Genomic DNA, 22,640 nt, shown 5'->3' with positions numbered 1-22,640 from the left:
AAAAAAAAGGAGCATATATGTCAATTCCGAACAAAGTAGAAATTATTGAACCCAAAACCATCTGGATTGGCAGCGAAAAAGCGCCTGTCCGCCTGGTAATGTATGGGGATTATGAAAGTGAAGCCTGTGCAAAAGCACAGGAAGCCATCGATTTGTTACTGGAGAAATATCCTGATCAGATTCGCTTCCAATACCGCCATTTCCCATTAACCAAAGTGCATCAATTCGCACATAAAGCAGCAGAAGCAGCAGTGGCAGCCGTGCAGGAAGGTCGTTTTTGGGAAATGCACCATCTTCTGTTTAACAACCGTAAACGCCTGGGTTCCATCAGTTTGAAGGAATATGCGCGGGAGGCAGGAGTGAAGGATAAGAATCTGATTCCCAAACTTGTAGACTCATTATACGGGTGGACGGTTCGGGCTGATCTATTGGAGGGAGTAGATAAAGGGGTAAGGGAAGTTCCTGCCGTTTTTATAAACGATACCTTGTATGAAGGTAAAATAACTCCAACAGCTTTGGTTAAGCATTTACAGGATCATTTACCTGCAAAGAAAAAAAGAGCCTGATCGTTCAGATGGGGAAAAAAACTAAATTGGAATCATGAAACATTCAGGATTCCTTTTTTTATGCCTTTTACTCTCCGGTTTGGCCGGCGCCCAGGTTAAAGTGCTGGGTGTTCAGGCCATTTTCGCCACCGACCGGGAAGGCCGTGGCATGATTTCAAATGCCAAAGAAATTGAAGGTTCGCCCTTTGCAACCGAAGAGTGGAAGCCCGGCAATATAATTTTCAGTAATGGCTTAAAATCGCAGGAGGGGGCCCTGAATTTTGATCTCTATAGCAATAAGCCGGCATTTCGGGATGGGCAGAATCAAATGCATTTCAAGGATCCGGTAAAGCAGATCACCTATACGGTTGATCTGAATGGCCAGCCCACAACCTATCTTTTCCGAAATGAATATCCGGCTATTGGCAGTCAGGACCGGTCTTTTTATTATCGGGTAATGGAGGATGGTGCCAATTTTCATTTGCTTCAATTATTGGAAAAAACAGTAAGTCAAGAGATGATAAATATTGGAACTTATAAGAACAAATTTGTGCAAAAAGAGGACTGGTACCTCTATGATGTGAAAGCTGCAAAACTGGTTAAATTTCCCAAATCAAAAAAAGACTTAAATGGGTTGGCTGCTGAATTATCACCCGCATTCGGAAACTACCTGAAAGAGGCAAAATCTGTAAATCCCAAAAATCCGGATGAGTTGATCCGCATGGTTCAGCAGCTGAACCAATAAATAAATTGCTTCATTAATCCTACCTTCGCGGCATATTTGCTGACTATGTTGCTGTTTAAGGAATTTACATTTGATTCTGCTCATTTTTTACCCAATGTGCCCGAGGGACATAAATGTAAGGAAATGCATGGCCATACCTATCGGCTTCGGGTTTGGGTGGAAGGCCCGCTGGATCCGGTATTAGGATGGGTAATGGATTTCGCTGTTCTGAAAAAAGTGGTAAAGCCGGTTGTGAATCGCCTGGATCATAAATGTTTGAATAATATAGACGGACTGGATAATCCCACCTGCGAACGAATTGCCGTTTATATCTGGGATCAGGTGAAACCATTGCTGCCCTTACTGGCCAAAATTGAGTTGCATGAAACCCCCAGTTCCGGTGTTATTTATACCGGGAAATAGCAATTTATTAAACTTGTCCAACGGCTTAATTTACGTAAATTACTAAGGTTTAAAACCTTAATCATTAAAACATTAGCGATGAGTACAAATGCAGATGACCTGAAGAACAAAGCCGAAAGTGGCTGGGATAAATTCGAAGATAAAGTGGAGGATAGCTGGGATAAAATTGAAGACAAAGCAGAAGCTCTTTGGAAACAGTTCCAGACCAAAACCGGTTTTAGTGACGAGAAAATTGAAGAGCTGAAAACAAAAGCCAGCACGAAAATTGATGAATTAAGTGCAGAGGTGGATACCTGGGACGATGAGGCCAAAGAGAAATGGGAAGAACTAAAAGGTAAAGCCGGCGGCTGGTGGGCTAAGCTCAAGGATAAATTCGATGGAGATGATGCTCCCAAAACTGCCTGATCAGTTCTTTATTCGCGAATAACAAAATACTAAACAAGCCATCAACAACGTTGATGGCTTGTGTTTACTTACTTGAATTGAAGTTTATGAAATCTAATCTCCTCCTGAAATCCGCTATTGGTTTGACCTTCGCTGTCAGCCTTTTTTCCTGTGACTCTGTTCCAACCTCCACCGCTGCCGTTGCAGCCAGTGTGGATACCACCAAAAATCCCGAAGCAGTTGCTGACCAGCCAACGCCAGAACCTGCTGCGGTTACACTGGACACCGTCTTGTACAACCAGCAGATGACCCATATGGTCAATGGAGACAGCTCCGGGAAATGGCCGGTTAAAACTGCCTATCCATTGCCCGGCGCCATTCTTCCTTTTAAAAGAATCATCGCGTATTACGGAAACCTCTATAGCACGCGGATGGGCATCCTTGGAGAATTACCTCCCAAGCAAATGATCGACCGCCTCAAAGTTGAAATCAAAAACTGGGAAGCGGCCGATCCGGCAACACCTGTTCAACCTGCCCTGCATTATATCTGCGTAACAGCGCAGGGTAGCCCCGGTGCTGCTGGTAAATACCGCCTCCGTATGCCGTTCAAACAAATCGATTCGGTATTGAACATTGCCAAAATGATTGATGCCATCGTGTTTCTGGATATTCAGGTAGGGTTAGGCTCCTTACAGGAAGAAATTCCCGAACTGGAGAAATACCTGGCCATGCCCAATGTGCACCTGGGAATTGATCCGGAGTTTTCTATGAAAGGCGGACAGGCACCTGGTAAAGTAATTGGATCCTTTGATGCTGCTGATATCAATTATGCTACTGATTACCTCGCTAAACTGGTAAAAAAATACAACCTGCCTCCCAAAGTGCTGGTAGTACACCGCTTCACCCGCCCCATGGTAAAAAATTACCAGCAGATCATCACCCGTCCTGAAACGCAGATTGTAATGCATATGGATGGATGGGGTGCACCAGCGCGTAAAATCGGAACCTATAAACACTTTATATATACTGAGCCAATTGAGTTTACCGGCTTCAAAATATTCTACAAAAACGATCTGAAAGAAACGCCTTCCCGTTTACTGACCGCTGAAGAGCTGATGAAACTGAAACCACGTCCGCTATACATTCAATACCAGTAATGGAGGGTATTGCTGAAAACAGGGATCGTTATTTTCTGGAAATGGCCATAGCTGAAGCAGCTAAGGGTATGGAAGAAGGTGCTGGCGGACCTTTTGGATGCGTCATTGTTAAAGACAATAAAGTACTGGCATGCGCGCATAATAAAGTGCTTTCCACCAATGATCCCACAGCCCATGCCGAAGTGGTGGCCATTCGCGAAGCCTGTTCTGCCATGAATGATTTTCAGTTAACCGGTTGTGTGGTGTATGCCTCCTGTGAGCCCTGTCCCATGTGCATGGGTGCTATTTACTGGGCAAGGCCCGAACGCGTAGTGTATGCAGCTTCCAAAAAAGAAGCAGCCGAAGCAGGCTTTGATGATTCCTTTATTTATGAAGAAATTGCTGTGGCATATCCGGATAGAACCATCCCTTTTGTGCACCTGCACCATCCTGCAGCGGAAACGGTTTTCAGTAATTGGGTGAAGAAAGAGAATAAAACCCTGTATTAGCGGTTGACCATTTCTAGCACAACATAGGCCAGCACCAGGAATAATAAAATCAGTAAGAGCGCAAGATAGGTCCAGGGATTTTCTTTAATCCGTTTCTTCTCTCTTCGTTGTTTCTTCGACTGGATATAATTCTTTAATTCCTTGTTGAGTTGGATCACGTATTGCTGCAGTTCTTCCTTGTTACCAAAAGCTTCAAGGCCTTCCAGCGCATCGGCTTCAAATTCATTTTCCTGCAACCATTCTTCCACCGTATGCCGGTCTGAATGAGACAATTTCCCGCTGATATAGTCCATCAGCAACTGGTTGTCGATATCCTTATTGCTATTGGTTAATATGTTGAGTAAATTGTTCATTTGCTGATTTCATTTTCCTGCTGCTTTCGCAGTATCATAAGCCTCAGGTTCCTTTTTCCATTCTGGATATTACTTTTAACCTGCAACATCGTAAAGCCGGTTTGGTCTGCTACTTCCTGGTAACTTTTTTTCTCCAGATAGAATAAAGTTACACATTGCTGTTGCTCCTGATTCAGGTTTTTTATACTGTCATGCATCCAGTCCAGCAATTGATCTTTTTCCTGCAGGGCGATTTGTCCATCCAGATCTTCCACACCTCCCTGATTTTCGGATAGCTCCACCATTAACCTGTTTTTATCCCTGAATTGCATCAGGCAATGATTTTTTGCAATCATATACAACCAGGACTTTACATATTCCACCTGATATTTTTCCAGTTCCGTTATTGCCTTCAGAAAAATCTGTTGTACGGCATCGCGGGCTGCATCCTCATTCTTCAGGTATTTCATGCAAACACCCAGCAATAAGAGCGTGTACCGCTGCAGCAATATTCCCAGCCAGTCCTTATTTCTGTCCTGGTAAAAATTGCGAAGCAGTTCCTGCTCACTGATATGGTTGTACTTGTCAAAATTCACTGGTACAATTTATCATTTATTCAGAGATGCGAATCTGCTTCTTTTCCATAATTTGTGCCAGATATGTTTACAGATCCTATTTATATTCCGGTAGTGTCGGTATGCCCGGTTCGGGAAACGCCCAACCATAGAACTGAAATGAGCAGTCAGTTATTATTGGGAGAACAGGTACATGTGCTGGATCGTTCCGTAGAAGGCTGGTTGCAGGTTCGTTCCATTCACGATGGCTATGAAGGCTGGTGCCAGGCCATCCAACTGGCTGAACTAGCCGGCCCGATTACAGAACCACTGGGTTATTTTGACAGAGAATTGGGCTTCGCTAACGTAAACGGCCAACCGATGCCTGTCTTCATGGGCACACCGGTTTATGATTCAACCCTAACAGCAGGTGTATTTTCCATTTCCTTTACCGGTTTAACTATTCAGTCCGATACCGATGATAAACACCTGCAGGTGCAGGAATTGGCCCTGCAATATTTGAATAGTCCCTATCTCTGGGGCGGACGAACTTTTGCCGGTATTGATTGCAGCGGGTTTGCACAAATGGTGTACCGGCAACTTGGTATTCATTTATTAAGAGATGCGTATTTACAGGCAGGAGAGGGGGAGTCGGTTGGTTTTTTGCAGGAAGTGCAGCCGGGTGATCTGGCTTTTTTTGATGAGCCGGATGGCCGTATCACGCATGTAGGTATCCTTTTAAATGATCATGAAATCATCCATGCATCCGGAAAGGTTCGGATAGATGATATTGATCATGAGGGAATAATTAGTCGTGATCAGAAACGCCGCACACATCGCCTGCGCATTATCAAACGCTATTTTTAACTAACCAGCGATTTCACCCAGCGAATCAGGGCCTGGTCCCATTGTAATAATTTTACTGCAGTATATAGGAGTAAAATGGCGAATAGCTTTTTCATCAGTTCGCCATCAATTTTGGTGGCGATTTTACCACCGAGGAAACCACCCAGAATAAAACCGATGGCCAGTATGCCAACAATCTTTAAATCAATGGGATTTCCATTGGCCTGACCATATTTATAATACTGGTAAAATCCCAGGAATACAACCGGAAGCATCAGTACACCCAATGAAGTTCCCTGTGCCTGATGCTGGCTATATTTCAGAAAATAAACAAGGGCAGGCACCAGCACAATTCCTCCGCCGATGCCTACCAGTCCGCTTAAAACACCGGCCAGCAGCCCAATCCCAATAATGAGCAGGATTTCAGGAAGCGCCATTGTTATTTTTGAAAGGTTTCTTTGTAAAAAGCTACACCGTCCTGAATAATTTTCAATGCAGTTGCCTTATCCTGAAATTCATTTACTACTACTGATTTATTTTCCAGTCGTTTGTACTCTTCGAAAAAGTGACGCAATTCATCAAAGAAATGCTTGGGCAGCTCTTCGATATTATTGTAATAGTTCACACTCGGATCATTGGCTGCAACGGCAATGATTTTATCATCTGCATCGCCACTGTCAATCATGCGCATAACACCTACCACTTTGGCCTCCATCAAACACATGGCCTGAACCGGCTGACTGGTAATAACCAAAATATCCAGCGGATCCTTATCATCGCCATAGGTTTTTGGAATAAAGCCATAATTACAGGGATAATAAAAAGAAGAATAAATAATCCGGTCCAGTTTCAGTAATCCACTGTCTTTATCGATTTCATATTTTGCTCTCGAACCCTGCGGAATTTCGATTACAGCTGTTACAACGCGGGGTGCGTTTTCTCCGGTTGGAATTCCATGCCAGGGGTGTGATACAGTTAACATGTTTTATTTGCTTTTTTTGTAAGGTTTCAGAATTAATGCAGTTCTTTTAAATCTACCTGCCAGATGCCATTGGAGCGTATAATTTTCACGGTTGTTGTATCCGTGCTTTTATACGAATTGGAGAAGGAGTAATGAACGGTAGAATCATTCTCGTTTTCAATTTTGATAGGTAAGATATTGGCGTTCTTGAAAGATACCCGTTCTTCCGTCGACAATTTATTGTAATAGTCCTTTTTCCATTTTTCAAACAACATGATGTTAGAAGAATCCTTCAGCAGGTAGAATTCTGCTTTCCGCATATTTCCATCCAGGGAAGCCCTGATGAATTCACGACCGGCATCCTGTGCGTCCTCAGCCGGACTATAACTGCTTTCATCTGCGCAGGCACTCATTAAAAGCACCGCAATTAAGGTTAACAGCGATAGGGATGTTTTTTTCATAGGTGCAAACATAAAGAAAAGGCGTCAGGTTTTAAACCAGACGCCTTTTCAGGAGAATTTGACACTCTAGGATGAAATTTGTTGTTCGCGCTCTTTTTCCCTGTCATAAGCACGAATAATGGCTTTTACCAGTCGGTGACGAACCACATCTTCCTCATCCAGCAGGATATGGGAGATGCCGTCTACATTCTTCAGAATCCGAACTGCCTTTTCAAGGCCGCTCTTTTGATTCTTGGGCAAATCTACCTGGGTCATATCACCGGTAATAATCGCTTTCGCACTGGAACCAATCCTGGTCAGGAACATTTTTAATTGCAGATCGGTGGCATTCTGGGCCTCATCCAGGATAATGAAGGCATTATCCAGGGTTCGTCCCCGCATGTAGGCCAATGGCGCAATCTCAATGGTGCGGTTGCTCATATAATACCCCAATTTATCGGCGGGTATCATATCATCCAAAGCATCGTATAAGGGGCGTAAGTAAGGGTCAATTTTTTCTTTCAGATCACCTGGCAAAAAGCCCAAACTTTCACCAGCTTCCACTGCCGGACGGGTCAGGATTATCTTTTTGACAATTTTGTTTTTCAACGCGCGCACGGCCAGCGCTACAGCCGTATAGGTTTTACCCGTACCAGCCGGACCAATGGCAAACAGGATATCATTTTTATCTGCACCCACCACCATTCTTTTTTGGTTGGCCGTTCTTGCACGTACCGTTTTTCCGTTTGGACCAAATACCAGAATATCATTCGGGTTCCGGTCAATAAAATTATCAACGGTTTCTGCATCATCGCCACCCAAAATCTGCTCAAAATAGTTTTCACTCATGTGACCATTTCTTTCCAGATATTGAACAATGAGATCAATTTTTTCTTTTGCCGTATCTACCTGTTCCGGTGCGCCGCTTAGTTTTATTTGTGTTCCGCGAGATAAAATTTTTAAGAGAGGAAATTTCTTTTTGAGGATGTCCAGTTTACCATTATTAACTCCGAAAAATTCAATCGGATTAACGGTTTCAAGGTTGATGATTTTTTCAGTCAATGCACTTCAGTTTAATGTTCACAATAATTCAAACCCACCATCTAATATAATCTGAGTATCATATTGTAAACAAAGTTACTTATACACAAATTGTGGATATTGTTAATTTTTTAAATTGCTCCAATACAATTGGGTGCACCACAGGTGCAGGGTCTTTTTCCATCGTGGTGTGTCTCCCCATAATTACAGGTTAATTCTTCACCAGCTTTGATTTTACGCAAACTATAAAACTCTACTTTATGATAACAGCACCTCATATAGGTATTCGGTAAACAGGAATGATTTACATAACGCAGTTGATTGGCATTCACCGATGCATCCAGTGCATGGCCATCACCAAACTCTACCATGGCCAGTTTTTTCTGTTGACGAATTCGTTTTCTTGCTTCACGAACGGAAATCAGTTCACCACCCAGGTTGCCGATTTTATTTCGTGCCGGAATAGTTTCAGCTGCAAAACATCCTTTCCCGTCGATGGTGCTTTTTTTATTGATCAGCCTGTATCGAATCATTTGTGGAGCTGGTTATTTATCAAATAAATCAGAAGAGAGATAACGATCACCACGATCGCAGATAATACATACAATTACACCTTCTTTTAATTCTTTGGATAGTTCAACGGCTGCATGTACGGCACCACCACTGCTCATGCCACTGAAGATGGCTTCTTCTCTTGCCAAACGATTGGCCATTATGCGGGCGTCTTTTTCTGCAATTTCTGCAACACGATCCACCCGTTCCCGTTCAAATATTTTAGGCAGATAAGCAATCGGCCATTTCCGGATGCCCGGTATTTTTGAACCATCTGTAGGCTGACATCCTACTATTTGTATATCTGGATTTTTTTCTTTCAGAAAACGGGATACACCCATAATGGTTCCGGTGGTTCCCATCGCAGAAACAAAATGCGTCACCTTACCATCGGTATCCCGCCAGATTTCAGGACCGGTTGTCCTGTAATGCATTTTATAATTATCGGGATTGGCGAATTGATTCAACATCAGATATCCGCCTTCTGCCACTTTTGCATTGGCATAATCAATGGCGCCTTCCATTGATTTTTCTTTGGGAGTCAATATTACTTTGGCACCAAATGCCTCCATGCCCAATACCCGTTCACGGGTAGCATCTTCCGGCATCACCAGTTCAATTTCAACCTTGAACAAACTGGCAATCATAGCCAGTGCAATGCCGGTATTACCACTGGTAGCTTCAATTAATTTTATTCCGGGTTTAATTTCACCTCTGTCAAGAGCACCTTTAATCATGCCGTAGGCGGCTCTGTCCTTCACACTGCCACCCGGATTATTACCTTCGAGTTTTGCGTAAATGGTTACAGCAGGGTTGACAATTACATGCTTTAATTCTACTATTGGGGTATTCCCTACGAGATCCAGAATTCCGGCCATATTATGGTTTATAAGTGAAAGCTGACCGGAAAGTTAAAAAAGTTATGCTAATTCCTCTTCTATCATTTCACTCATTAACTTTTCCTGCTCGCTTACCCAGGCGGGTACCGGTTGTGGAATAATGTGCCAGTTGGTATCGTCTTTTCGCATCCGAAACATAATGCGATTGCCACGATCATCCACTACATCTACCGAAAACAGCGTTTCCTGTAGAATTCTCATTTTTCTGAAATTGAACTCACGTAACCTTCCCTCTGCTTTAATGAGACGGGTGAATTGAATGTTTTTCACAAATTGTATCTGCATATGATTTCAGTAAACGGTAAACAAATCCAAGTCCAAATATGGTAAGCAATTCCCGTGCTAAGAATCTCTAATATCCTGCTAATTTCCTTGTTTTTTTCCCGATTTCCTTATTTATTTTGTCACATGTATTCAAAGCAGCAGGCATCGCAGGTTCGTCAGGACTTCTTTACACGATTTGGCATGTATATGTCGCCCATTTTGTCGGCAACTGGTGAAGCGCAAAACTGGCTGAATTATAAAACAGGGATACGGTCCATTTTTATCCGGATGGATACCCCCAATCGGGGTGCCTCTGTGGGATTGGTACTCAGCCATTCCGATCCTGCTTTTCGACTTCAGGCTTATCAACAAATGGAAGCCCTGCGAACGGTTTTCAACGAAATGGTAGGGCCCGATTGGATTTGGGAAGCGGAAACCCAAAATGCAACCGGACAACCCATTAGTCGAATTTATGCCAGCATTGAAGGCATATCGGTGCTCAATCAGGCAGACTGGCCGGCACTGATCAGTTTTTTCAAACCCAGACTGATTGCACTTGATGAATTCTGGCAATTCGCTAAAATTCAGTTCGAAGCCTGATTATTTGCGAATTCTTTTTTTCAACTCCGCTAATGGTAAGATCATCAGCCTGCCAATTGGTTTCCCCTGCCGATAGGTTTGCACACGAAGCGTACTGGCACCCGCTGGAAACACAATTGGGCTTTTGTATTCCGGATAGAAATTATCCGGCGGGAATTCATCAAAACTATAATGGATGTTCAGGTTCGGCACTTCGGTTTGCATGCTTACTTCAACAGCTGTATCCTTTACTGTGCGCACGGAAAGGATTGGATCGTACATGCTGGTGGAATAATTAATCCCTGCCTGATCAAAGCGTTTAAAATGAGTTTCAATCCGCTGCACAAAACTGTTCCAGTCTTTTTTCTGCTGCGGACTCCAAACCGATTCCGCCACCGCAAATGCACGAGGCCATAACATGTATTCCGCATGCCGAACTGTGTGCAATCTTTCGCTCCAGAGATTGGCTTGTCCGCCTAGTACATAGGCCGGATCTGCACCCGCTGGAACGGGATTAAATTCGTAGGTCTTTTTCAATCGCAACATACCATAGGTAGGAGGCTCGGCCAACGGATCGCCCTGGTACAAATCAACATAGGTATAGGAATTGGGCGACATCACCACCGGGTGTTTCATTTTGGATGCTGCAATGCCCCCTTTCTCCCCCTGCCAGCTCATTACGCCTGCACCCGATGCCAGGCCGCCTTCCATAATCTCATCCCAACCCATCATCTTCTTGCCTTTGGAAGCGATAATTTTTCCCACCCGTTTCACGAAATAACTCTGCACCTCGTGCATGTCTTTCAGTTTTTCGCGCTTCATCAGGTCTTTGATGGCCGCCGATTTTTCCCACCAACCCTTGTAGGTTTCATCACCCCCCATATGAATGTATTCCATGGGAAAGAGCGCCGCTATTTCAGTGAAGATGGTATCCAGCAGGGCATAGACCCGTTCATTAGCCGGACAAAGATTATTATCGATATCACTGTAAAATTTTCCGCCACCGGGCCAATGCATAAAGCGATCACCTCCATTCACCTGGTAGGCCGTACCGGGCGTACAACTTAAATCGGGATAAGCCGCCAACAGGGCCATGCTATGTCCGGGTATATCAATTTCCGGCAGAATGGAAATATGACGTTCTGCTGCATAGGCCAGCAGTTCCTTTATATCTTCCTGTGTATAATAGCCTCCATAGGTCTTGGGCTCTTTTGGATCCTGCTTACCAAACTCACCCCAGCGGCCGGTTCTTTCTCCTCTGAATGCACCCACTTCGGTTAATTTGGGCAGGGCCTTGATTTCAATCCGCCAGCCCTGGTCATCAGTTAAATGCAGGTGCAGGCGATTGTATTTATAAGCAGCCATATGATCTATAAAATCCTTTACCTGCTCTTTGGTAAAGAAATGCCGGGCTACATCCAGCATCAGCCCGCGCCAGCCAACGCGTGGTGCATCTTTTATGCTGCAATAGGGGAGCGACCAATTCATATTGGCTACCCTGGATTTGCTTTCAATTGCAGGAGGTAAGAGCTGCCAGAGGGTTTGTACACCATAAAATAAGCCGGCTGAAGAAGGCGCTTCTATCAGAATTCCTTTTTCATTAATGCTCAACTGATAGGATTCGGGAGAAAGGGATGCAGCGGCTTTGGTTAATTTAAATTGTAGCTGCGCCTGATCAGAAGGAGTTTCTTTTAATTCAATTCCGGCAATCCGCGTTAATTTGGAACCCATCTGCTGCAGCAAAAAAGATTTATCAGCAATGCCTGCATCAAAAGAAATATTCAACATAGCCGGCAAACTAAAACTACCAGCACTATACCTTGCCTCCACCGGAACCGGAATCAGTGCCGGCTCTGTTTGTGCAAAAGAACCAATACCTGTCAATAGAAAGCAACCAAACAACCAAGCTTTAACCATTTCAAAACTGTTTAGGCCTGAAAAATACTTGGTATTTTCCTAAATTGAATCCAAAATCAACCAGAAATCCAACCGTATGCGAAATTTACTACTTGGTATTTTAGTTCTACTCACCGGTACTGCGGTACAGGCACAGCAAACCGATTGCAAACTCATCAAAGGCACGGATGAATTCAGTAATGGACCGAAATTATCCACCGGATTTATCCAGCTCCAGGATGTTCAACTGAACATTGATGCGAATGGTAAAGAATTTGATCTCTTCTTCATTATTAAAAATCCGGCGGCCAATTGTATTGGTGAAGAATCAGAAGCCCTCTTTGTGTTTGAAGGCGGCAAACAAAAAATGGAAATTCGCAATACCGGCGGCGATAATTGTAATGGCTTCTTTCATATCATTATGAGAGGTGGCACTTATACGCCCGGCAACCTGAATAAACTGGCCACCAAAAAAGTAGCATCTATAACCTTCAGTGATCGGAACGATAAAAAAACAATTATCAGCCTGCGTGCGGATGAACAGGAAGTACTGATGAAGATGGCAGACTGTATAGCGAAAGAAGCAAAAACATTGCTGGCTAAATAATCAGGTAAGACCTCATGAAAAAGTCCCGGTAATTCTACCGGGACTTTTTTTATTCCACAACAAAAAACCATTAATAACGATAAGCTTCCGGTTTGAATGGACCGGCTTTAGGTATACCCAGGTAATCAGACTGTTCGGTAGTTAATTCATCCAGCTGAACACCAATTTTTGCCAGGTGCAAACGAGCCACTTTCTCATCCAGGTGTTTAGGGAGAACATATACTTTGTTCTCGTAATTGCTGGTATTGGTCCAAAGTTCCAATTGTGCCAGTACCTGATTGGTAAAGGAATTACTCATTACAAAGCTGGGGTGACCAGTTGCACAACCCAGGTTCACCAAACGGCCTTCTGCCAGTAAGATGATGTCTTTTCCATCTACATTGTAGATATCAACCTGTGGTTTGATGGTGTCTTTGGTATGACCGTAGTTTGTATTCAACCAGGCCACATCAATTTCAATATCAAAGTGACCAATATTGCAGACAATAGCTTTGTCTTTCATGGCTTTGAAATGTGTACCGGTAATCAGATCGCGACAACCGGATGCAGTAACGATGATATCCGCTTCTTTAACTGCATCAATCATTTTCTTCACTTCAAATCCATCCATGGCAGCCTGCAGGGCGCAGATCGGATCAATTTCGGTAACAATCACGCGGCAACCGGCACCAGCTAATGAAGCTGCAGAACCCTTACCCACATCACCATAACCACCTACAACAGCAACCTTACCAGCCAGCATTACATCAGTTGCGCGACGGATCGCATCCACCAGTGATTCTTTACAACCGTATTTATTGTCGAATTTGCTCTTGGTAACGGAGTCGTTTACGTTGAAAGCAGGAACCGGCAAAGTACCTTTTGCCATGCGCTCATACAAGCGATGAACACCGGTAGTGGTTTCTTCACTCAGCCCTTTCAGGTGCTGAATCAGTTCAGGGTATTTATCAAAAACGATATTGGTTAAATCACCACCATCGTCGAGGATCATATTTAACGGACGCTCAGGAGATCCGAAGAAAAGTGTTTGCTCAATGCACCAGTCGGCTTCTTCAATGGTTTGTCCTTTCCAGGCATATACACCAATACCGGTAGCTGCAATAGCGGCAGCAGCATGATCCTGTGTAGAGAAGATATTACAGGAGCTCCATTTAACCTCGGCACCCAGGGCAACCAGGGTTTCAATCAACACAGCGGTTTGGATGGTCATGTGCAAACAACCTGCAATGCGCGCACCTTTCAAAGGCTGGCTTGCACCGTATTCTGCACGAAGCGCCATCAGTCCGGGCATTTCAGCCTCCGCCAGACGGATTTCTTTGCGGCCCCAATCAGCCAGGCTGATATCCGCTACTTTATAGGGAAGAGTAAAATCAATAGTTGATTTAGCAACAGTAGACATGCTTTATTTTTTTTTACGATGCAAAGGTACAATAATGCCAGAAACTGAGAAAGCTTTGTATAAGCCGATACTTGCCTGTTTTTCAAAAGCTTACACAGGCTTTGCGCCATTCTTTAACATACCGGCAACAACTTTGTCAATAGGCAGGTGAACGGCGTTTTCATCAAAGTCTTCCCAGTTGATAAACCGGAAGGATTCAATTTCCTGTGTGGTTTCGTAGAGTTTATGCTGGGCTTCATCAAATTCAAAAGGCGTCAGTCGCAGGGGCACCTGAATGGGTTCCAGGGCATGTGCATAATAGTAAATGGAGATAATCTGCTGTGCCGGATTAAAAGCACTCATCTGGTAAAAATCAGTGGTATAAATATGCTCGCCAATGCTCACCTGCAGGTTCAGTTCTTCCATGAATTCACGCTTCAGGCAATCGCGGGTGCCTTCGCCAAATTCCAGTCCGCCACCGGGAAATTTCGTAAAATAATCGCCTCTTATTTTTTCATCACTAACCAGTACCTGGTTGTTTTCATTAAGCAGGATCCCATAAACGCGGATGGTGAACATAGATCAGAATAATTTTTTCTTTAGGAAAAACCAGCCAATCACCAATGATATGGCCATGGATAAAAAGACCGGAATATAAAAGGCGAAGGGAGAATTGGCATAGGGGATGGGCACGTTCATGCCGTAGATACTGGCCACCAGTACGGGAAAGCTGAGGGTAATGGTGATAACCGACAGCCGCTTCAACACCTCGTTCTGGTTATTGGCAATGATACTGGCAAAGGCATCGAGGGTACTGGAGAGGATATTGGTATAAATATTCGCCATCTCCAGGGCCTGTGAATTATCAACAATCAGGTCGTTCAGGATTTCCTTTTCCTCCTCATTCAGCCCCATGAAATTGGTGCGTTCCAGTTTAATCAGGAGCAGTTCATTACTGCGCAGGGCAGTAACAAAATACACCAGGCTTTTCTGGATCCGCATGAGTTGCAACAGTTCCTGGTTCCGGTTGGCATCATAGAGTTTTTGTTCCAGCAGATTCCGTTTATGGTTGATTTCTTTGAGGAATTCCATATAATTCTGCACCACTTTTTCAATGATTTTCAGCACCATCATTTTCCGGTTATCGGGATGACGGTTTTGAAAAGTGTTCAGGAATTTTTTGATGGCATCGTTCTCAAAGGAATTAACAGTAACAATCTGGTTGTGGGTGAGGATGATACAGATGGGGATGGTGATGTAAAACGCATCGCTGTCGTTAAAGGAATTATTCTCCGTAGGGGTTTTGATAACAATGAGTTTTACATTGTCTTCCTCTTCAAAGCGGGTTCTTTCATCAATATCCAGGGAGTCGGTCAAAAAATCGAGCGGAATATCCAGTTCATCTGCCAGTTCCGTAAACTCTTCCTGTTTTAAGGGCGGCAGAATATTTACCCAAACGCCATCTTCCGGTTTGTGGATGGAAACCGTCTGGTGGTTGATATTTTTAAAGTATTGAATCACGGGCAGGACGTTTATTGGGAGAGGGATAGGGCACCTGTAAAAACCTTTTCAGCGGGACCAACCAGCCAGATATTGGAATAGGTACCATCACGGTGGCGGTCGTATTCCACGGAGAGTTTTCCGCCCCTGGTATTTACCGACACCTCGTTAAAGCCCTGTTCATTGTGGTAATTTACGAGGGCACTGGCAGTAACGCCGGTACCGCAGCTCAGGGTTTCATCTTCCACGCCCCGTTCGTAGGTGCGAACGGTAATTTCGTGTTCATCTTCCACCTCCACAAAATTGACATTGATTCCGGCAGTATGGAAAGCCGCACTGTTGCGGATTTCGCGCCCCTTGTTAAAAACATTGAGCTCATCGAGCCGGCTGACCATTTTTACATAGTGGGGCGATCCGGTGTTGAGGGTATAATCACCATGTGATTCTTCAACCTCGGCCACGTCCTGCATTTTCAGGCGAACCCGACCCCTGGGGTCAATTTCCGCTTCATGTTCACCATCAATGGCAATGAATTTGTAGACCGTACGAACAATGCCCTGGTGATAGGCGAACATGGTAAGGCAGCGGCCACCATTTCCGCACATGGTACTTTCCCGGCCGTCTGAATTGTAGTATTTCATTTCGAAATCGTAGCCCTCTTTTGCATTGAGCAGCATGAGGCCGTCTGCGCCGATTCCGAAACGGCGGTTACAGAGATAATTGACCTGATCGGCGGAGAGCTCATTATAGCGCCCGTCTCTGTTATCCAGGATCACAAAATCGTTTCCGGTGCCCTGGTATTTATAAAATTGTATTTCCATGGGGTTAAATGCCTGCAATTATTTCCAGTGATTGAACGATTAATTTTTCTACGGCTGCCTGTCCGTTGGAGGAGAAGGTTTTGTTGATGCGATTGGCCACAATGGCGTTGAGGCTCAAACATTGATGTCCCAATAACCTGCTCAGCCCATAGATGGCAGAGGTTTCCATTTCAAAGTTAGTGATCCTGTGCTGACCAAAACTAAAATCTGTGAGGCGGTCTACCAGTTGGGGGGCGGCCAGTCCCAGGCGCAGGATCCGGCCCTGCGGACCATAAAAACCGGGACAGGTAACAGTAATACCGGCATGGAAACCGCTGGTAAAATGTTTTAGCAGGGCGGGGGAGGCGCTGCTGATATAGGGCATAGAAACCTGGTTATGCACCTGGGTATGGGTAATAAAGGATTGGAGCAGGAGCTGTTCCTCTTCATTTTGTTCCAGGCGGTAGAAATGCAGGAGGTTATCCAGACCCAGTCCGTGTGTGCCGGCCACAAAGGAATCCACCGGAATTTCGGCCTGCAGGGAGCCGCTGGTACCGAGGCGGATGATAGACAGTTGGGTAAGCTCGGGCTTGATGGTACGGGTAGTAAAATCGATATTGGCGAGGGCATCCAGTTCGTTGAGCACGATATCTATATTATCGGGACCGATGCCGGTGGATACCACGGTAATACGTTTATTGCCGAGGCGGCCGGTATGGGAGACGAATTCCCGGTGCTGGCGCCGGGTTTCTATGGCATCAAAATGTTTGCTGACTTCTTTAACGCGGTCGGGGTCGCCTACGGTGAGTACGATGGGGGCCAGTTCATCGGGGTGGAGATCGAGGTGGTAGACGGCGCCGCGGTTATTAATAATAAGTTCAGAAGATGCAATAGGTTTCATTCGTGTGCGTTATAAGTGAGAATTTTTTCCACTGGAATTTGCAACGAATGTATAAAAATCCTACATTCGTGCCCGGTTCAAAAAAAGGGTCCTGTGGCCGAGTGGTTAGGCAGAGCTCTGCAAAAGCTCGTACAGCAGTTCGAATCTGCTCGGGACCTCAGAAATTAACCCGCATTGGTAGTACTAATGCGGGATTTTTTTTGGGTGCTTATTCAAAATGCGATTTTCCAATATGTCAAAGAACTTGGCCTTTTCTAATTAGTATCAATAGTTGGGGATTTATTACAGGTGGTTTCAGGTTTTTTTCGGGTCTTTTTGCTTTTTCCTTACTTCATCCAAGCTTCATCCAGGCTTCTTCGTTACTTCCAAGAGGCAATTCAAGTTATCCAGAACGGGGGTATTTTTCCCGTATTTGACCATAATTACGGTTTCCCGTTATGGTGAATTTTTCAAAATGTTTATATTGTTAATTCTAAACCGTTGAGTCTCATTGCATGGGACTCAAGGGGCGAAGCAATGGGGGGGAGGGGAGAGAGATTATTTTAAAATTTCTACTTACTATTCGATAAACGCACCAATGTATTGCTTGATCATTTAAGCATGGAAAGTTAGATTGGCGTAACCACAATCTGACTAATTGCGAAGAATTCAGCTTTATAATAGGAGTAATATATTTAGGCTATATAATTATAATTGCGTAAATAAATGCGTTGCCTGCAATGATACCTAAGCAACCAAAACATTCTAGCAAACATCTATGAGCTTTAATCTACAAAACCTAAGACAAGAAGCAGATACAAGACTTTTCAGTGAGTTTAGAAAATCTGTGGATGCACCAAAAGTAACTGCGGAGACAATCATCAAGGAAAACAATTCTCAAATTCTGCTGGAAAGCAGAGGTATCGATACGAATGCCTTTGATATTTTCTTGTCGCATAGTTCAAAAGATGCCAAGATAATACTCGGTATATTGAAAAAATTAAACGATTTAGGTTATAGGGTGTATGTTGATTGGGTTGATGATCCACAACTTGATAGAAATAGTGTTACAGAAGCAACAGCTGAAAAATTAAGGGAGCGTATAAATCAAAGTAAATCGCTGCTCTATGTAACAACACTAAACGCTGAAGGATCGAAGTGGATGCCTTGGGAGCTTGGCTATATGGATGGCAAAAAAGAAAAAGCATCAATATTGCCCGTATTTGAAACCGAAACGAGTAGCAGTCACACTTTTAAAGGACAAGAGTATTTAGGAATTTACCCTTACACAATTGAGGCTCCAACTGAAAATACAAAAAAAAATAAATTATGGGTGTGCAAGAATTCTGATTTCTACGTAGCCTTTGATGAATGGCTAAATGGTAAGAAACCATACAAACATTAGACATGGAAACACATTTAAAACGTTTTGTTGATTTATACACAAAAGCAATCAAAGAAAACAACGCTGCAATTTTTGCTGGGGCTGGACTGTCCATACCTGCTGGATTTGTGAATTGGAAAAACCTGTTAAGAGATATCGCTAGCGACTTAAACCTTGATATTGATAAAGAAAATGATCTGATTGCAATTGCTCAATATCATTATAACGAGAGTGGAAATAATAGGCACAAATTAAATCAACTGCTTATTGAGGAGTTTACTCAAGGAGCTAGAATTACACCAAATCACAAAATACTTTCTTCTCTTCCAATTCAAACGTATTGGACAACGAATTATGATAAGTTGATTGAAAAAGCACTTGAAGAAGCTGGAAAGACGCCAGATGTAAAAATCAATCATAACAATTTATCAAACAACATACCGAAGCGAGACGCGGTAGTTTATAAAATGCATGGAGATGTGTCACAACCAGATCAAGCAATTTTAACGAAGGACGATTATCAAGGTTATAATGAAAAAAGACCTTTATTTACTACAGCCTTGCAAGGGGATTTGGTAGCCAAAACATTTCTGTTTATCGGTTTTAGTTTCGATGATCCTAATCTAGAATACATTTTAGGGAGGATAAGAATTTTGTTAGGACAAAATCAAAGAGATCATTATTGTTTTTTCAAGAAAGTTAATCGCAACGATTATAATACGGATGCAGATTTCAATTACGCTCAAATACAGCATCAATTAAAAATAAAAGATTTGAAGCGTTACTCAATCAACGCCCTTTTAGTGGACGACTATTCAGAAATAACAGAAACTCTTTCAGCTATTCAGAAAAAGGTATTACGTTCGAACATTTTCATTTCCGGTGCAGCCAAAATTTATGATCCGAGAACAGAGGAGGAGGTTTTTTCTTTTGTTCACAAGCTAAGCTTCACTATTGCTTCTAAAGGTTATAAAATTGTGTCAGGAGTTGGTCATGGCATTGGGCGAGTAGTAATTACTGGCGCATTGGACTACTTATTTTCAACGAACTATAGGCATCTTGATAACGCTTTGGTTTTAAGACCGTTTCCTTTAGCTTTAGCAGGTGAAAAAAGTAAAGAAGATAGAAACTTGGAATATAGAAAAGAAATGATGCAACATGCCGGAATAGCTCTCTTTATTTATGGTAATAAGGATAATGGAAAAGGTGGATGGGAAAACTCAAATGGTATGATAGAGGAATTTGAAATTGCCATACAACAAAGAGTAATACCTTTACCTGTCGGAGCTACAGCATATGCTGCTGAGGTACTTTGGCATAGAGTCATGAGTTCACCTTCCACCTATTATCCCAATAATTCTGAGCTATTAACTGCAGTAGAAAGAATGGGTAATAAAACGATTGGTGAAGATGAACTAATAAATCAAATAATTAAAGCAGTTGGAATATTACAAAATCTGTACTAAAAAATAATATAAATATGGCAAGAAGATCATTTTTTAGCTTCCATTATAAGAATGATATATGGAGAGCTATGCAAGTAAGAAATAGTTGGGTGGTGCGAAACGAAAAGGAAGCTGCTGGGTTTGTTGATGCTGCGGACTTCGAAGAAGTGGAAAAAGAAGGAGATGCTGCAATAAAAAAGTGGATAGACAATCAATTAGTTGGTACTTCTGTGACTGTGGTGCTTATAGGATCTGAAACTAGTCAGAGAGATTACGTAAAATATGAGTTGCAAAAAAGCTATTCCAAAGGAAATGGGATGCTCGGAATTTTTATTCACAATGTTAAAGATAGTGAAGGCAAGACGTCAGCTAAAGGATCTAATTTGTTCGGTGAAATCGGTAAAGATCAGAACAACAAGGCTGTTTATTTTAGTAGTGATTATCCATGCTATGACTGGGTGATGGATAATGGGTATGCAAATCTTGGAAAATGGATTGAAGAAGCAGCAAAAAAGGCTGGACGCTAATCTTTGACATGCATATTCAGACAACATCGGGTTGGCAAAAGCAAGGCTGACGAACATAGGCTAAACTTTCTATCTTTTATCATATTCGGTGCAGACGTAGGTTGACGTAATTCTAATTCCTTGCCTTTGCCAACCCAGTTAACGTTATCGGCATCCGAACCACCCTGTTAAATTTGCGAATTAATGACGCCTGAAGATTTTATTGCAAAAATCAAAATTGATCCAATTGAAGTCATATTAGATGAAGTGCTTTTAAGCGACGATGCTATGCACGTAACTGTTGGACAAAGAGACTTCATCAAAAAAACTCTTTCTGAAAGATTTGGTGTATCATTGGAACAGATTGATCTAATTATTGTTGGATCTGCAAAACTTGGTTTTTCAATCTCAGAAAAGAAACAAAAAGGCTTTCCAGCACTTCCTAGATATAGGTTATTTAGCCCTAATTCTGATGTTGACATTGCTATAATAAGTAAGCCGATCTTCGAAATAATGTGGAATGAATTGTCAATCTACTCTTTTGGTATGCCTTATTATCCTTGGGTTTCTAATAAATTTGGAGATTATCTTGTTTGCGGTTGGATGAGGCCTGACCATTTTCCTAAGCATGTTCGTTTACGAAAATGTGATGAATGGTGGGATACTTTCAGATTCCTATCATCTCGTAACATTCTTGGAAGGCGGCGAATAAGAGCCGGGCTGTTTTATAATATGGAACAACTTAAAACCTATCAAAGTAAGGCGCTTATTGACTGTATAAATTTTGAAAAATTGAAATAATGAAAACTGCTCCAAATAATAAGAAGATAAGGGAGATAATAACCCAAGTAAAAGAAGGAAAGCTAATCCCTCGCCCTGAGTTTCAAAGAAGACTTGTTTGGTCTCGTGAGGATAAAAACAATTTTATTGACACCATATTACGAGGTTTCCCTTTTCCAGAAATCTATTTTGCAGATGGAGATGTCGATCTAGATACAGGTGAGGGTACGCAATTGTTAGTTGATGGGCTTCAGCGTGTAAATACAATATTCCAATATTTCAGTGGAGATAAAGAGTTGAAACTTATTAATGTTCCCCGATATGAAGATCTATCAAAAGATGAAAAACAGGCATTTTTGCAATATGACGTAGCTGTAAGAGACTTGGGAGCAGTTTCAAAAGACCTCGTCATTGAAGTGTTCAAAAGATTAAATGCTACGAAGTATTCTTTGCATGATATTGAAATTAGTAATGCAGTATATGCAGGTGAGCTTAAAAAGTTTGCTGAGAATGTTGCAAGTAACAAGTTTTTTGAAAACCATAGTGTTTTCAATGCTGCAGATTATAAGAGAATGGGTGACCTCAGATATTGTCTAACAGTTATCTCCACGCTGCTAATTGGTTATTTTAACCGAGACGAAGTTTTTGAAGAGTTATTAGATCGATTTAATGATGATTTTCTGGCAAAGGAAGAAATTATGAACAGATTAGAAAATGTATTTGAATTTGTTGAAGAGTGTGGTTTTGAAAGTAATTCAAGAGTGTGGAAAAAAGCTGACTTGTTTACACTTTTGGTGGAGGTAGACATTGCTCTTAACCTTCACAAAATAGCTTTACAACCAAGTGACGCTATTGAGAGTTTAGAAGCATTTTTTTCCGGAATTAGTAGTCAAAAAGGAGATTTGACGTTTGCACAATCCATTTACTATAAAGCTGCACTTCAAGCAACGAATGACAGATTGAATCGTGTTAGACGAGGGGTTATTGTAGCTGGACTGCTAAGACGCCAATCTTCCGAAGAGATTGAACTAACCATTAAGGATGCAGGCCTTGGATAAAGACTACCGGCAACATTCGCTTGATAAAAAAGCGGCTGAAGTACTATATTGAGATACAGATCTTTCATCAAATTTACTATTTGGGGGTGAATGTTTGTACCGATTCAATTATGTACCACCATTCCGGGTGAAAACTGTACCACTCAGTAGGGGTGTAAATGTAGTTTCATTTTAGATAAATATGCTTTGATATTTATGCCTTTTAAAACCTACTACT

The 22,640-nt window shown here is 42.5% G+C and carries 29 protein-coding genes and 1 tRNA gene; 15 read left to right on the top strand and 15 right to left on the bottom strand.

Annotation, left to right across the window (positions count from 1 at the left end; translation table 11 throughout):
* Window positions 1-17 precede the first annotated feature (17 nt).
* The 6 genes from B2746_RS05825 (at window position 18) to B2746_RS05800 (ending at window position 3,721) form a co-directional block, all read left to right on the top strand.
* Window positions 18-566, top strand: coding sequence for a DsbA family protein (locus tag B2746_RS05825; RefSeq protein WP_290791890.1), 549 nt, complete (start codon window positions 18-20; stop codon window positions 564-566).
* 34 nt (window positions 567-600) lie between these two features.
* A complete protein-coding gene (locus B2746_RS05820) occupies window positions 601-1,290 on the top strand; it encodes a hypothetical protein (protein WP_290791888.1) in 690 nt (229 codons plus the stop codon).
* Between the two features lie 39 nt (window positions 1,291-1,329).
* Window positions 1,330-1,692: a 6-carboxytetrahydropterin synthase QueD gene (gene queD / locus B2746_RS05815; protein WP_290792341.1), complete on the top strand. Its 363-nt coding sequence runs from the start codon at window positions 1,330-1,332 to the stop codon at window positions 1,690-1,692.
* 78 nt (window positions 1,693-1,770) lie between these two features.
* The gene (locus B2746_RS05810) at window positions 1,771-2,097 is read left to right on the top strand and encodes a hypothetical protein (RefSeq protein ID WP_290791886.1); all 327 of its coding nucleotides are present in this window, start codon (window positions 1,771-1,773) and stop codon (window positions 2,095-2,097) included.
* Window positions 2,098-2,183: 86 nt separating this feature from the next.
* Window positions 2,184-3,233, top strand: coding sequence for a hypothetical protein (locus tag B2746_RS05805; RefSeq protein ID WP_290791884.1), 1,050 nt, complete (start codon window positions 2,184-2,186; stop codon window positions 3,231-3,233).
* Window positions 3,233-3,721: a nucleoside deaminase gene (locus tag B2746_RS05800; protein ID WP_290791882.1), complete on the top strand. Its 489-nt coding sequence runs from the start codon at window positions 3,233-3,235 to the stop codon at window positions 3,719-3,721. Before B2746_RS05805 ends, B2746_RS05800 begins: the two co-directional genes overlap by 1 nt.
* Here B2746_RS05800 and B2746_RS05795 read toward each other — a convergent pair.
* Together B2746_RS05795 and B2746_RS05790 are read right to left on the bottom strand one after the other, a co-directional pair.
* A complete protein-coding gene (locus B2746_RS05795) occupies window positions 3,718-4,074 on the bottom strand; it encodes a hypothetical protein (RefSeq protein ID WP_290791880.1) in 357 nt (118 codons plus the stop codon). The genes B2746_RS05800 and B2746_RS05795 overlap by 4 nt on opposite strands.
* On the bottom strand, window positions 4,071-4,649 hold the full coding sequence (locus B2746_RS05790) for an RNA polymerase sigma factor (RefSeq protein ID WP_290791877.1): 579 nt from the start codon (window positions 4,647-4,649) through the stop codon (window positions 4,071-4,073). The genes B2746_RS05795 and B2746_RS05790 overlap by 4 nt, the downstream gene beginning before the upstream one ends.
* 63 nt (window positions 4,650-4,712) lie before the next feature.
* Between B2746_RS05790 and B2746_RS05785 the strand changes: the two genes are divergently transcribed.
* Entirely contained in the window at window positions 4,713-5,474 is a 762-nt protein-coding gene (locus tag B2746_RS05785) for a C40 family peptidase (RefSeq protein ID WP_290791875.1), read from the top strand.
* On the opposite strand, the gene B2746_RS05780 is transcribed toward B2746_RS05785, so the two are convergent.
* The 7 genes from B2746_RS05780 to B2746_RS05750 all read right to left on the bottom strand — a co-directional run bounded on the left by B2746_RS05780 (window position 5,471) and on the right by B2746_RS05750 (window position 9,631).
* Window positions 5,471-5,890, bottom strand: a complete 420-nt coding sequence (locus B2746_RS05780; protein WP_290791873.1) for a TSUP family transporter — start codon at window positions 5,888-5,890, stop codon at window positions 5,471-5,473. The two genes, B2746_RS05785 and B2746_RS05780, sit on opposite strands and share 4 nt — an antisense overlap.
* Before the next feature lie 2 nt (window positions 5,891-5,892).
* Window positions 5,893-6,435, bottom strand: a complete 543-nt coding sequence (locus B2746_RS05775; protein WP_290791871.1) for an inorganic diphosphatase — start codon at window positions 6,433-6,435, stop codon at window positions 5,893-5,895.
* Window positions 6,436-6,467: 32 nt separating this feature from the next.
* Window positions 6,468-6,875 carry a hypothetical protein gene (locus B2746_RS05770; RefSeq protein ID WP_290791869.1) on the bottom strand — a complete coding sequence of 136 codons (408 nt, stop codon included), beginning with the start codon at window positions 6,873-6,875 and terminating at the stop codon, window positions 6,468-6,470.
* 66 nt (window positions 6,876-6,941) lie between these two features.
* Window positions 6,942-7,916 (bottom strand): PhoH family protein, encoded by a 975-nt coding sequence (locus B2746_RS05765; protein ID WP_290791867.1) that lies wholly within the window; start codon window positions 7,914-7,916, stop codon window positions 6,942-6,944.
* Between the two features lie 110 nt (window positions 7,917-8,026).
* The gene (locus B2746_RS05760) at window positions 8,027-8,428 is read right to left on the bottom strand and encodes an SET domain-containing protein (protein WP_290791865.1); all 402 of its coding nucleotides are present in this window, start codon (window positions 8,426-8,428) and stop codon (window positions 8,027-8,029) included.
* Between the two features lie 12 nt (window positions 8,429-8,440).
* Complete coding sequence (gene cysM / locus B2746_RS05755) at window positions 8,441-9,325, bottom strand: cysteine synthase CysM (protein ID WP_290791863.1); 885 nt, start codon at window positions 9,323-9,325, stop codon at window positions 8,441-8,443.
* A 42-nt stretch (window positions 9,326-9,367) separates the two neighbouring features.
* Complete coding sequence (locus tag B2746_RS05750) at window positions 9,368-9,631, bottom strand: hypothetical protein (protein ID WP_290791861.1); 264 nt, start codon at window positions 9,629-9,631, stop codon at window positions 9,368-9,370.
* A gap of 123 nt (window positions 9,632-9,754) precedes the next feature.
* Here B2746_RS05750 and B2746_RS05745 point away from each other — a divergent pair, with 123 nt between their 5' ends.
* Entirely contained in the window at window positions 9,755-10,210 is a 456-nt protein-coding gene (locus B2746_RS05745) for a DUF4268 domain-containing protein (protein ID WP_290791859.1), read from the top strand.
* On the opposite strand, the gene B2746_RS05740 is transcribed toward B2746_RS05745, so the two are convergent.
* Window positions 10,211-12,106 carry a beta-N-acetylhexosaminidase gene (locus tag B2746_RS05740; protein WP_290791857.1) on the bottom strand — a complete coding sequence of 632 codons (1,896 nt, stop codon included), beginning with the start codon at window positions 12,104-12,106 and terminating at the stop codon, window positions 10,211-10,213.
* A gap of 76 nt (window positions 12,107-12,182) precedes the next feature.
* Here B2746_RS05740 and B2746_RS05735 point away from each other — a divergent pair, with 76 nt between their 5' ends.
* A complete protein-coding gene (locus B2746_RS05735; protein ID WP_290791855.1) occupies window positions 12,183-12,692 on the top strand; it encodes a hypothetical protein in 510 nt (169 codons plus the stop codon).
* Window positions 12,693-12,762: 70 nt separating this feature from the next.
* Here B2746_RS05735 and ahcY read toward each other — a convergent pair whose 3' ends face one another.
* From ahcY to B2746_RS05710, 5 genes are all read right to left on the bottom strand, one after another.
* A complete protein-coding gene (gene ahcY / locus B2746_RS05730; protein ID WP_290791853.1) occupies window positions 12,763-14,091 on the bottom strand; it encodes an adenosylhomocysteinase in 1,329 nt (442 codons plus the stop codon).
* A gap of 90 nt (window positions 14,092-14,181) precedes the next feature.
* A complete protein-coding gene (locus B2746_RS05725) occupies window positions 14,182-14,649 on the bottom strand; it encodes an NUDIX hydrolase (protein ID WP_290791851.1) in 468 nt (155 codons plus the stop codon).
* 3 nt (window positions 14,650-14,652) lie between these two features.
* Window positions 14,653-15,591 carry a magnesium transporter CorA family protein gene (locus tag B2746_RS05720; protein ID WP_290791849.1) on the bottom strand — a complete coding sequence of 313 codons (939 nt, stop codon included), beginning with the start codon at window positions 15,589-15,591 and terminating at the stop codon, window positions 14,653-14,655.
* Window positions 15,592-15,602: 11 nt separating this feature from the next.
* On the bottom strand, window positions 15,603-16,391 hold the full coding sequence (gene dapF, locus B2746_RS05715) for a diaminopimelate epimerase (RefSeq protein ID WP_290791847.1): 789 nt from the start codon (window positions 16,389-16,391) through the stop codon (window positions 15,603-15,605).
* Between the two features lie 4 nt (window positions 16,392-16,395).
* Complete coding sequence (locus tag B2746_RS05710) at window positions 16,396-17,271, bottom strand: nucleoside phosphorylase (RefSeq protein ID WP_290791845.1); 876 nt, start codon at window positions 17,269-17,271, stop codon at window positions 16,396-16,398.
* 87 nt (window positions 17,272-17,358) lie between these two features.
* On the opposite strand from B2746_RS05710, the gene B2746_RS05705 reads away from it, so the two are divergent.
* The 6 genes from B2746_RS05705 to B2746_RS05680 all read left to right on the top strand — a co-directional run bounded on the left by B2746_RS05705 (window position 17,359) and on the right by B2746_RS05680 (window position 22,423).
* Window positions 17,359-17,429, top strand: a tRNA-Cys gene (locus B2746_RS05705).
* A 599-nt stretch (window positions 17,430-18,028) separates the two neighbouring features.
* On the top strand, window positions 18,029-18,655 hold the full coding sequence (locus tag B2746_RS05700) for a toll/interleukin-1 receptor domain-containing protein (protein WP_290791843.1): 627 nt from the start codon (window positions 18,029-18,031) through the stop codon (window positions 18,653-18,655).
* A gap of 2 nt (window positions 18,656-18,657) precedes the next feature.
* Entirely contained in the window at window positions 18,658-20,100 is a 1,443-nt protein-coding gene (locus tag B2746_RS05695) for an SIR2 family protein (RefSeq protein ID WP_290791841.1), read from the top strand.
* A gap of 14 nt (window positions 20,101-20,114) precedes the next feature.
* Window positions 20,115-20,606 carry a TIR domain-containing protein gene (locus B2746_RS05690; RefSeq protein WP_290791839.1) on the top strand — a complete coding sequence of 164 codons (492 nt, stop codon included), beginning with the start codon at window positions 20,115-20,117 and terminating at the stop codon, window positions 20,604-20,606.
* Between the two features lie 183 nt (window positions 20,607-20,789).
* On the top strand, window positions 20,790-21,386 hold the full coding sequence (locus B2746_RS05685) for a hypothetical protein (RefSeq protein ID WP_290791837.1): 597 nt from the start codon (window positions 20,790-20,792) through the stop codon (window positions 21,384-21,386).
* Window positions 21,386-22,423 carry a DUF262 domain-containing protein gene (locus B2746_RS05680; protein WP_290791834.1) on the top strand — a complete coding sequence of 346 codons (1,038 nt, stop codon included), beginning with the start codon at window positions 21,386-21,388 and terminating at the stop codon, window positions 22,421-22,423. The genes B2746_RS05685 and B2746_RS05680 overlap by 1 nt, the downstream gene beginning before the upstream one ends.
* Window positions 22,424-22,640: the final 217 nt, after the last annotated feature.

It is taken from the genome of Flavihumibacter sp. UBA7668 (genome assembly GCF_002483205.1).
Taxonomy (GTDB): Bacteria; Bacteroidota; Bacteroidia; order Chitinophagales; family Chitinophagaceae; genus Flavihumibacter.
Note: the sequence above shows the minus strand (reverse complement) of the source record. Positions and strands in the feature narration are given on the sequence as shown.